Origin of the sequence: Flavobacterium gelatinilyticum (genome assembly GCF_027111295.1) — a bacterium.
Lineage (GTDB): Bacteria > Bacteroidota > Bacteroidia > Flavobacteriales > Flavobacteriaceae > Flavobacterium > Flavobacterium gelatinilyticum.
In genome coordinates this window covers 5,821,759-5,832,845 of record NZ_CP114287.1, presented here as the reverse complement: position 1 = coordinate 5,832,845, position 11,087 = coordinate 5,821,759, and the positions used below count along the sequence as shown (strand labels likewise).

Sequence of the window (11,087 nt, the reverse complement as noted above, 5' to 3'; positions counted from 1 at the left end):
AACAATTTTATTTTCACCTGAAATAAATATCTCACAAAAAAACCAATACCCCATGAAAATCCTTACCCTCAGAATTGCAATCATTGCATTTTTAATTTCACTGTTGAGTTACAGTTGTGCCGAGCATTGTGACGACGAAGATTATAGACGAGAAGAACGAGAAGCATCACTTTATCATGCAGATTCGCTCAGGGTTTCAAAAGATCTGGATTAAAACAATAATCAGATGTTATCCCTGCACAATTTCAAATCCCATGTATTGGGATTTTTTTTTGACCGCCAGTTTTTAAAATTCTTCCGTAATCCTATCGAATTTTGTACAAAAATTCGAGACTATTTTTTTTCATTACAAATTTTTTCTAGGTTATTACAAAATTAAACAGCTGCTGTTTGGCGTCCAGCTATTTTGTTATAAAATTGCTCAGATTTTATAAACTTATCTCTTTAAAATGCCCATTTTTTATTCTTTAAAATAAAAAAATCAAGGCATGAAGAGAGAAAAAATTAGCAAAATGAAAAAATTTAGAAACAGTATTTTTTACGTCGGTATTATTGGAGGATTCTCTATCCTGATGTATTGGATTATTTTAATGGGAGTAAAACTTGAAACCGGACGAAATCTTAAAATCCCAACTTCAGATAAAAGCCAGTGGGCTGAATTTCTTGACTCTTTAATCAAAAACCTACACCACCCTTTAGCACTTTTATTAGCACAAATCGTAACAATTATTTTTGTTGCCAGAATCTTTGGATGGATTTGTATCAAAATAAAACAACCCGCCGTGATTGGTGAAATGATTGCCGGAATCGTAATGGGACCTTCTCTTGTTGGAATGTACCTTCCGGAATTTTCAGCAGTTTTATTTCCAACCGAATCACTTGGAAACCTTCAGTTCTTAAGCCAGATTGGTCTGATTCTCTTTATGTACATTGTAGGTATGGAGATCGATATGAAAATTTTAAGAAACAAAGCCCATGACGCCGTTGTAATCAGCCACGCCAGCATCATCATTCCATTTGTTTTAGGGATGGGGCTTGCCTACTTCATATACGATGAATTTGCCCCAGCCGATGTGCAGTTTACATCTTTTGGTCTATTTGCCGGAATTGCCATGAGTATTACTGCTTTTCCTGTATTAGCCAGAATTGTACAGGAACGCGGTATTCATAAAACAAGACTGGGAACTATTGTAATTACTTGTGCTGCAGCAGATGATATTACAGCCTGGTGTATTCTTGCCGTTGTAATTGCAATTGTAAAGGCAGGTTCTTTTGGAAGCGCAATTTACACCGTTCTTCTGGCATTAGGATATGTATTCCTGATGATAAAAGTGGTTCGCCCGTTCCTTAAAAGAATCGGGGATTTATACGCCACAAGCGAAAAATTAAGCAAACCTATCGTAGCCATCTTTTTCTTAACTCTTGTCGTTTCATCTTACCTGACAGAAATTATCGGAATCCATGCCTTATTCGGAGCGTTTATTGCCGGTGCGATTATGCCTGAAAATATCCGATTCAGAAACCTGTTTATCGAAAAAGTAGAAGACGTTGCTTTGGTGCTTTTATTACCGCTGTTCTTCGTATTTACGGGATTAAGAACACAAATTGGTTTACTCAACGAACCTTATTTATGGAAAATTGCAGGAGTTATCTTTTTGGTAGCCGTTGCAGGTAAATTTTTGAGCAGTACACTGGCCGCTAAATTTGTGGGTCAGAGCTGGAAAGACAGTTTGTCTATTGGTGCCTTAATGAACACCAGAGGTTTAACCGAATTAGTTGCCCTGAATATTGGATACGACTTAGGTGTTTTAAGCCCTGAATTGTTCTCTATGATGGTAATTATGGCACTTGCCACCACTTTTATGACAGGGCCTACGCTGGATTTAATTAACTGGATTTTCAGATCCAGTAAAGAAGAATCTGAAGAAGATATTATTCTGAAAAACAAATACAGAATTCTGTTATCATTCGACAGACCGGAATCCGGAAGAGCCTTATTAAAAGTAGCAGACGGACTTACCAATAAAAGAGCTGAAAGCTCTGAAATAACAGCGATGCACTTTCTGCCTACAGAAGAATTGCATCATTACAATACAGACACCTATGAAACGGAAAGATTCAAAGATGTCATTGAAGAATCTGTTGCTTTAAACAGAAATATTACCACTATGTTTAAGGCTTCTGCCGATATTGACAACGAAATTGTAAATGTTGCCAACAAAAGCAAACATGATTTATTATTGATTGGTCTTGGACAATCTATTTATCAGGGAAGTTTACTGGGAAGAGTATTAGGTTTTACAACCCGTATCATCAATCCTGAAACCATCATTAATACCGTTACAGGAAAAGAAAATATATTAGAATCAGCACCCTTTGATGATGGTACAAGACAGATTATCGCTAAATCGCAGATTCCGGTTGGTATTTTAATTGATAAAGATTTAACCGATATTTCGACTATTTTTATTCCACTTTTTGGAGCCAGAGACTGGGATATGATTCAGAATTATGTTCAAAAATTTATCCAGAACCTTGATGCCCGAATCGTAATTCTTGACGTTGAAGGAAAAATCATGACCGATTTGGATACCAAAGAAAAAATCAGGCTTATGGAACAGGCGGCGCCAAATCAGCTTACATTAAAGAAAGAATGCGCTGTCGAAAAAGAGTTTTTGGATCAGCAGAATCTAATGCTTATCACGATCGACGGATGGAAACATCTTATGGATACCAAAAGTACCTGGTTAACCAATATTCCTTCTACATTGATACTTTCTGATGATTAATTGAAAACAATTTTCAGATTATTGAAACGCCTTCCTTCGGGGAGGCGTTTTTTCTTTTAACAAACAAAGATTTAGATAAATTTCACATTTATAAAATGATTTATCATCTCAAAGTATTATTCATTTCCCAACTGACAATTATCATGAATTTTGTGTTAAAATTTTCTTAATAAATATTAACATACAGAAAAACAAAATAACCTTAAATATTTGAAAATAAACAATTAAAATACCAATACTTCAAATAGTACATTAAGTTTTTATTTTCTTCAAAAGATGTTTTTTTAACAATTCTGTAAAAAAAATACTATTAGTAAGTATTAAATTATTATTTTTACCGAGTCTAAATAAGAATTGGAATTAAGTAATTCTTAACAATCAGACAACTGGATAAAAAACAAATGAAAAATACAAGCCCACAAGGTCAATTAAAGAGAATATTTATTACAAGTTTCGTGCTCTTAAGCAGTTTTATAAAAGCACAAAACAGCAATACTATAAGCGGTGAAATTTATCATTCAGGAAAACCTCTGCCTCATGCTGCAATTGTGCTGGAACCTGCTGGTAAATCGGCTGTGACCTCCGGCAGCGGCTATTTTTCATTTTCAGGATTATCTAATGGAACTTATACGATTCGAGTGAGTACAATGGGATTTAAAGATTACATACAACAGATTACTTTAAACGGAGAAACTCTGAAACCAATTCGTATAGAAATGGAAGCCGGAATTGACCTTAACGAAGTAAGTGTAATGGGTAATAAAACAAAAAGCAATCCCGAAAACCTCGTAAATGCACAATACAGCGCCATGCCGGTAACGGTTATTGACCGCAAAACGATTGAACTTATGGGAAGCCGCAGACTGGATGAAGTTTTAAAGGAACAAACCGGAATCGCTATTGTAAACAATATTGGCGGCGGGGCCAGATCAGTTGGTGTTCAGATGCAGGGTTTTGGCAGTGAATATATTATGGTGCTCATAGACGGTCAGCCTATGGTGGGAAGAAACAACGGTAACTTCGACCTTTCCCGAATCAGTGTCTCAAATATAGAACGCATTGAAATTATTAAAGGGGCATCTTCCAGCCTTTACGGAAGCGAAGCTCTTGGCGGAACTATCAATATTATTACCAGACACGGCGTCATTGATCCGCAGATGCAGGCTTCTTTAAATTACGGTTCATTACATATTATCGATGCTACTTTAGAAGGTGAAACACCTTATCTTCAAAACAAAGGAACAGCAAATCTTGCAGCTAATTACTACAGAACAGATGGTTTTAATACCAACTCAAAATACATTAAAGGCACCACTTCTCCACCCTACGACAATTACAGCTTACAGGGACGAACGCGTTATCAGGTGGCAGATAACAGTTTTCTTGCCTTCAGCGGGCGTTATGGTCTTCGCCGTTCGTTTATGCAGAAGGATTTTGGTCTGGGACATATTTCCGGTGATAATCAGGACGAGCAGGATATTAATCTTTCGGTTTCTTTTGATCATCGTTTCAGCAGCAAATTAAGAAGTATTACAAGATATTACCTCACGAATTACAATGCCGATATGAATGTGGCGTGGCAGCAAAGCAGCAGTTCGGTGAGTCAGGATGTTTTTAAACAAACACTGCATCGGGTTGAACAGCAGTTTTCTTTCAGCAGCAACAATTCGTATCAGCTTGTGGGAGGCATCGGCGGAAGTCTGGAAAATATGAACGATGATGCTCTGACTGGAGTAAATTCATTAAAAACATTCTTCTCGTATGTTCAGGGCGAATGGACGCCTTTTGAGAAATTAAAAGCTGTCGGCGGTCTGCGATATGATTACACGAATAACTTTGGCGGCAGAATAAATCCGAGTCTTGGGCTTCAGTATTTTATAACTCCCAAATTCACTTTAAAAGCAGGATTAGGAAGCGGTTTTAAAGCGCCTGATTTCAAAACAAACTATCTTGTTTTCTACAATGCCAGCAGCAATTATATGGTGGTGGGTAATGCTGTTCTGGCTTCGACTTTACAGCAATTACAGAACGACGGACAAATCAGCGAAATCAGACAATATGTTCTGAATCAGACTGCCGGAAAACTGGAAGCCGAAAAAAGTACTTCGTATAACGCCGGAGTTGTTTTTGAACCTTCAAAGAAAATCAAAACAGAAATAAACGGTTTTTACCATAAAATTTCGAACCAAATCAACAGTATACAGGTTGCAACAGGAACCAATAACCAGATTATTTATACGTATCAGAATCTACCGGAAGCGGTAAACAAAGGATTTGAACTGGCTTTAAAACTAAGTCCGCTTAAAAATCTTGAAATCAGTGCCGGTTATCAGTACTTGATTGCCAAAGATTTAAGCATAAAAGACAGTATTCAGTCGGGTAAATGGCCTTACAGCCAAAATATTCACGATCCAAAAACCGGAAATTCATACAAACCGCGTCCGTCTGATTACTGGGGAATTGAAAACCGTTCCCGCCATATGGCAAATGCTTCCATTTTTTACAAATACGAGCCCTGGAACCTAAGTGCAAATTTGAGGGTTAATTTTAGAGGAAAATATCCTTTTGGCGACCGAAACGGAAATCAGTTCATCGATAAATACGACATTTTTGTTCAGGATTACTGGCTTACGAATGCAAGTATCGAAAAACGTCTTTTTAAGGATCATCTGAGCATTAGAATTACAGCAGACAATATTTTTAATTATACAGATCCTCTCATGCCCGGACAACCCGGAAGAATCATTCTGGGAGGCATCAGCTATCGCTTTTTCAAAAATCAATAACTAAATAACAAACATTAAACATTCCTTAAATGATAACAACACTTAAAAAATGGCACAAGCTGCTGTTCGTAATCGCTTCTATAAGCTTTACGGCCTGCAGCAGTAATGAAGAGGATAACAATACATCGCTTGTAGACGGAAAAAGTACGGTAATATCAGATCTTGCCGGAGATACAGGAGCGTCTATGGGTGACGGCACTAACGGAAAAGAACAAAGAGGTTTTCATACGTTTCTTTTTCGTTTCAGCGATCAAAAACAAATATGGCTGCATACCAAAGCAGATTCATTGCAGTATATGAAAACAAAAGACTGGGATATTGCTTTTACAGGACCGTACAACAGCGAGGTTTTTGTAAACAATGCCAAATATCAGTACAATCCGGGTTATGAAGGACCTGCCGAAAATACGTCTGTAGTTTTAATCAGCGAAGCGTACAGAAATGTAGATCAGGCTCCTTCTGATGAAACTTTTAATAACAGCGATGTTACTAAAATTGGATGGGCATCTTCTGCCAGTTCTGCCGGATGGTTCTATTACAGCCTTAACACGCATATTATGCAGGCCATTCCGGATCGCACGTATGCCATTAGGCTTCCAAACGGGAAATACGCTAAACTGGAACTTTTAAACGCTTACAAAGGGAATCCGCCTGCTGTAACCGATTTGAACTGGCCTGCGCCGTACTTTACCTTTAGGTATTATGTACAACAAGACGGAAGTAAAAATCTAAGCACAAAATAATTAGTATAATCATGAAAAAATTTAAAGCCCTTGCAGTCAATCTGTCAAAAAGCATTTTAACTGTATTTTTATTTACCACGTTACTTACAGCCTGTTCATCTGATGACAGTAAAGCTGATGATAACCAGGACCCCGGCGATCCGGATATTGAGATTCCTGCCAATCCTTTATTTTATAAACTTACAAGTGTAAAAAACTATCAGGGAAGTACTTCTGATGATAACCCGACAGCACCTTCTGCTACTTTGTATTACAGCCTTGAAGAAAATAAAGCGATGGACGGATCGTACAAAAAGACCCGTAAATGGGATTTGGCTTTTGGCGGGCTTTACGCGAGTTTCTTATCCGGAAATAACGGAAGCAACAGTCAGAACAACGGGTATCAGGCAAGCGGTGTGGGTGGTATTACCATTGTGGCAAAACCTTTTGAAGAAGTAATTGATATTCCAGCCGACAGCCAATTCAAAACTGGCATCGATGTAGTGGGTACAGACGATGCGGGTTCTTTTGGAAGCGGCACCGGCTGGTACTTATACGATTTTGGCGGTGATGTCGTAGGCGACGGAAGTCCTGAAAAAGCACACGTGGCGTATGCTCTTGGTGCTTCTCTTACCACTAAAAATGGTACTGTAATTCCGGCAAGAACCGTTATCGTTAAAACAGCAAATGGTAATTATGCCAAAATTAAAATGAGATCTGTTTACAAAGATGTTTACGATCCTGCCCAATGGTTTAAAGATACACCGCATATGTATTACAGTTTTGATTACGTTCTGGTACCAGCCGGAAGCACAAAATTTGAAATTAAATAACCAATCCAAATACTAATGAATACTAAAATCAATATTTTAAAAGCACCTTTGTTTTTTACCGCTTTTATACTGTCCGGTTTCTTAACTTCTTGCAGCAGTGAAGAAGACAGATGGACAGATGTAAAAGGAGATCCAACTACAGAAGTTATAACTGAGCTGGATGCCAGACGAATTATTTCTTTCCGCGTAATGAATCCGGGAGAAAGTCAGGCGATTTACAGCGCGGTTAATAACCTCGAAAAAAAGATTACGGTTTATCTGCCTGCTTATTACGAATATCAGCATCTTGAAGTAGCGATAGCACTTCCTGAAAAAACGACTATTACTCCTGCTGCAACTGAATTGATTCCTGTTTTCTCAGAAACTCCTATTACGTATACCACAAAAGCGGCAGACGGGACTACGGCAGTTTATACCGTTAATGTAGTGATTCAGCAGGCAGCATTAACTTTAAAAGAAATATCAGACGGAACCCCTGAATTTGCTGTCAGTGCAAGCAGTCCTGTTACCATTGAAGGAGAAAATATTATGCCTTCTTATGAGATAACAAAACTTTTCGTGGTAGATGCTCAGGGAAATAAAAAATGGCAGCTAAAACAATATAACGACGGATTAAATATTGCGAGTTATTATGCGATGTATGTGTTTGGAAATTCAGCCGAAAACCCGCTGACTTTACAACCGGATACTGATTACTGGTTCATGATCGAAAGCTACAATATGTCCAAAAAAATGGAACATCCTTTCAGGATAACCGACTAATTTTTAAATAAAAAATGCCTGTCTTTGACTCAGGCGGTAATGTGAAAAAGCCAATTAACCCAAATAAATCATATATTATGAAAAAAATAATCTTTTCAATTATTACATTGGCTGCTCTTTCACTTACTTCTTGCAGCAACGACGATCAATCTTCTGATGTACAAGGAACAGCGGCAGCTAAAGAAGAAACAGTTAATGCAAGCACTAAAAAAGCGGCTGCTTTATGTACAGTTACTACAACAAGCGTAACAGTTACAAAAACAGCTGAACCATCATCAACGTACACAAACTGGACACCAGCTGCAGCAACAATTGGTGGTGTAAACGTACAATGGGAAGGTATCTACGGAGGTTCTATCCGTCCTGTTAACAATACTGACAGATGGTATGTGGGTACAATTGCTTTAACGCAGGTTTGTGCCGGATGGGATGACTGGAATGCAAACATTTTGGTTAAAAATGCATCAGCTGCAAACATTGGTACTGCTCCAACTGATCCTTATAATGTATTAGGATATAACGGAACTATCTCTGGTTCAAACTACGGACTTGGATATTACGCTTATAACATCACTACTCACGTTATGACTCCATCAAGAGCGATCGTAATCTGGAAAACAACACAAGGTACAAACTCACAATCAAATACAAGCCCTTCTACAGCTACAGAAGCGTATTTGGTTAAAGTTACAGGAATTACTCCTGGTACTTCAAACAGTGTGATCAACTATAACTGGACGCAGGTAAAATAATTATTAACTAATAAAAAAAGAACATGGGATTAAGAAATGAATAAAAAGAAGCTGCAGCAAAAGCTGGCCGGCGATCGGCTGCAAAATTCTATATTCAGATCATTACCCCATGAATAAGAAAACGGCTTTATAAATTACCGTTTGTGTTAATAAGACAGGCATTTTAAAAAATACATTGCGCTTACTAAGCGACAAAACTAATAAATAAAATCAATTAAAAATTAAATAACCATAGAATCATGAATAAAACAACCAATTTTTATACGGTTGCAGTACTTTTCTTATCGGTACTGTTTTTTTCTTGTGATACCGAATATGTCGATAAAGTGAATGAGATTCCGGGCGATGTAATAAAAGTTCCGGGATACACGCAGATTGAATCTTTTATTGTTAAAGACAAAGAAAATAATCCGATTAGCGCCGCCATTACAGAAAACAATCTGGTTATTACATGGAGTAATTATATGGAACTGCCTGAAACTGTAAAACCTGAGATTATTCTGGGTCAGGAAGCCGCAATTAGTCCGGCATCCGGTGCAGAAGTTCCTTTTAAAGACGGTACCGAATTTATTGTGACTTCTAAAGCAGGTACAACAAAAAAATACACCCTTAAAATCGATTTCAGACAAAGAGAACCAAAAGCATGGTCGTATGCCGGCAGTGACTTTTTATACAAAGGACAATTGCAAAAAGTGGTAAACAGCGGGCTTGATGGCGAAATAGACAATTTATGGCTGAGCCTGAAAGATACTCAGGTAATTCTGGTTGCTGCATCAGATCAAAAAGAATACGCAGCAGAAACGGTTTATGTGGGTACCGGAATTGGCGCTGCTCCTTACCTTAACTATGGTGTATACTATTTTCTTCCTGAAAATTTACCGGTAGGTCTGTACGATCTTCGTATTAAAAACGGAGCTTATACCCTGCAGAATGCAAATGTTGAAGAAAGATTTAAAATTGAAGCTGCTGAGCCTGATTTCTATAAAACAGAAAAATACGGTTTCCCAGCCACTAAAAAAGCAGGAGAAACGATTGAAGTAAGAGGTTCTTTACTGGATTTATTACAATCGGTATCTATTTACAGCAACAATGACCCTTCTGTGGTTTATCCGTTAGAAATCGTAAGCCTTACCAAATACAGAGCCGTATTAAGAATTCCGGCAGGAACTCCGGCAGGAACCTACGAAAGAATGCGTTTCACAAGAGAAGACGCAACCTCTAACCTTACGTATCCTGTAACAGTAGAGTAAAATTATTCAGCACATATTATGTTATTCTATTTTCCAATAATAACACCAGAAATATAAAACCAAAGAGCCGTCAAAAAACGGCTCTTTTTTTATAATAATCGGTTACCATAACTTTGCAGCTATATCTCTGCACTTCGAAGGAAAACCTTAGAAGCTTAGTAGCTTTACTGCTCTGCACCTTAATTAACTCTAAGCACCGAAAGCTTATCTAAACAAAAATAAGCAGCGGTATTCATTCCGTAAGTCAGATCAGAATCTGTAGAAGCCATTTGAAAAATCAAATACTTCACATTTCCTAAACTTGCCAGACTGCCGGTATTGACATTTATCCAGCCTGTTGGCATAACCAAAGAAGATCCTGTATAATTAGCCAGAGAATGTGTAATTGGTGCTGTAACAACTCCGCTTGAAGTCACTCCGTAAATTAATAATTCGAAATGATCACCGGAAACAAAAGCCCTTGCAAATCCATCTCCGTATAAACAACCATAATACGGCCACGGGTGAATGTTGATTTTTAAACCTTTAACCTGATAAAGTCCCGTATTTCCAATTTTAATCCAGTTCGAAAAACCAGCCTCAGTAAAAGTGCTTCCCTCTGGCGCTGCCGGATCTAAATAACTAGACCAGTACGCTACGATGTAAGGATCTCCCGTTGTGCCAGGTTTGCCCGGAGTTATGGTTGTAGAAGTTCCAAAACCGCTTCCTGCCATAGCACCCCACTGATGTGCCACCCAGTTGTTTGATCCGCCTGAACCCGCAGAGCCGTAATTGGTAATATCATTTACATTTGAAACAATAAACCCATCCCAGTAATTATATCCTGCAGAGGTTGCCGAATGCGAAAAAGTAAAGATATCTACCGAAAGATTCGTGTTCGATACATACGTATTCTCCCAGTACTTTCCTCCTGTTGTTGAAATACCGCTGGCCAATAAAGCATTTGTCAGATTCAGAGTGGTTGTGGTTCCAACAGCCGGATCTGTAACGGCAATTTTAGCGGTTTTAGAAGAACCCGATACTACCGAATTTGAACTCTCATTTGTTAAAACATCATCATCGTTATTACACGACGAAAAGCCTAACATTAAACCTAATGTCAAAAAATAAACTGCTTTTTTCATAATTTATAAAGTTTTGGGATTAATATTCTTGGTTAAACCGTTGGGCATAATTTTTAATATAGAAACATA

10 protein-coding genes are annotated in these 11,087 nt (G+C 37.9%); 8 read left to right on the top strand and 2 right to left on the bottom strand.

The features are described from left to right. Positions 1-52: 52 nt before the first annotated feature. From OZP11_RS24870 to OZP11_RS24850, 5 genes are all read left to right on the top strand, one after another. On the top strand, positions 53-214 hold the full coding sequence (locus tag OZP11_RS24870) for a hypothetical protein (protein ID WP_281233188.1): 162 nt from the start codon (positions 53-55) through the stop codon (positions 212-214). Between the two features lie 298 nt (positions 215-512). Beyond that, a complete protein-coding gene (locus tag OZP11_RS24865) occupies positions 513-2,789 on the top strand; it encodes a cation:proton antiporter domain-containing protein (protein ID WP_281233187.1) in 2,277 nt (758 codons plus the stop codon). 401 nt (positions 2,790-3,190) lie between these two features. Then, positions 3,191-5,575: a TonB-dependent receptor gene (locus tag OZP11_RS24860; RefSeq protein ID WP_281233186.1), complete on the top strand. Its 2,385-nt coding sequence runs from the start codon at positions 3,191-3,193 to the stop codon at positions 5,573-5,575. Between the two features lie 29 nt (positions 5,576-5,604). Further along, the gene (locus tag OZP11_RS24855; RefSeq protein ID WP_281233185.1) at positions 5,605-6,318 is read left to right on the top strand and encodes an HmuY family protein; all 714 of its coding nucleotides are present in this window, start codon (positions 5,605-5,607) and stop codon (positions 6,316-6,318) included. An 11-nt stretch (positions 6,319-6,329) separates the two neighbouring features. Next, on the top strand, positions 6,330-7,130 hold the full coding sequence (locus OZP11_RS24850) for an HmuY family protein (protein WP_281233184.1): 801 nt from the start codon (positions 6,330-6,332) through the stop codon (positions 7,128-7,130). On the opposite strand, the gene OZP11_RS24965 is transcribed toward OZP11_RS24850, so the two are convergent. Beyond that, positions 7,085-7,198 carry a DUF1146 family protein gene (locus OZP11_RS24965; RefSeq protein WP_488919216.1) on the bottom strand — a complete coding sequence of 38 codons (114 nt, stop codon included), beginning with the start codon at positions 7,196-7,198 and terminating at the stop codon, positions 7,085-7,087. The genes OZP11_RS24850 and OZP11_RS24965 overlap by 46 nt on opposite strands. On the opposite strand from OZP11_RS24965, the gene OZP11_RS24845 reads away from it, so the two are divergent. The 3 genes from OZP11_RS24845 (at position 7,146) to OZP11_RS24835 (ending at position 9,894) form a co-directional block, all read left to right on the top strand. Continuing rightward, the gene (locus tag OZP11_RS24845; RefSeq protein WP_281233183.1) at positions 7,146-7,892 is read left to right on the top strand and encodes an SGBP N-terminal domain-containing protein; all 747 of its coding nucleotides are present in this window, start codon (positions 7,146-7,148) and stop codon (positions 7,890-7,892) included. The two genes, OZP11_RS24965 and OZP11_RS24845, sit on opposite strands and share 53 nt — an antisense overlap. Before the next feature lie 77 nt (positions 7,893-7,969). After that, positions 7,970-8,644, top strand: coding sequence for a hypothetical protein (locus OZP11_RS24840; RefSeq protein ID WP_281233182.1), 675 nt, complete (start codon positions 7,970-7,972; stop codon positions 8,642-8,644). A gap of 239 nt (positions 8,645-8,883) precedes the next feature. Further along, positions 8,884-9,894, top strand: coding sequence for a hypothetical protein (locus OZP11_RS24835; protein WP_281233181.1), 1,011 nt, complete (start codon positions 8,884-8,886; stop codon positions 9,892-9,894). A gap of 179 nt (positions 9,895-10,073) precedes the next feature. Here OZP11_RS24835 and OZP11_RS24830 read toward each other — a convergent pair whose 3' ends face one another. After that, on the bottom strand, positions 10,074-11,018 hold the full coding sequence (locus OZP11_RS24830; RefSeq protein ID WP_281233180.1) for a DUF4465 domain-containing protein: 945 nt from the start codon (positions 11,016-11,018) through the stop codon (positions 10,074-10,076). Positions 11,019-11,087: the final 69 nt, after the last annotated feature.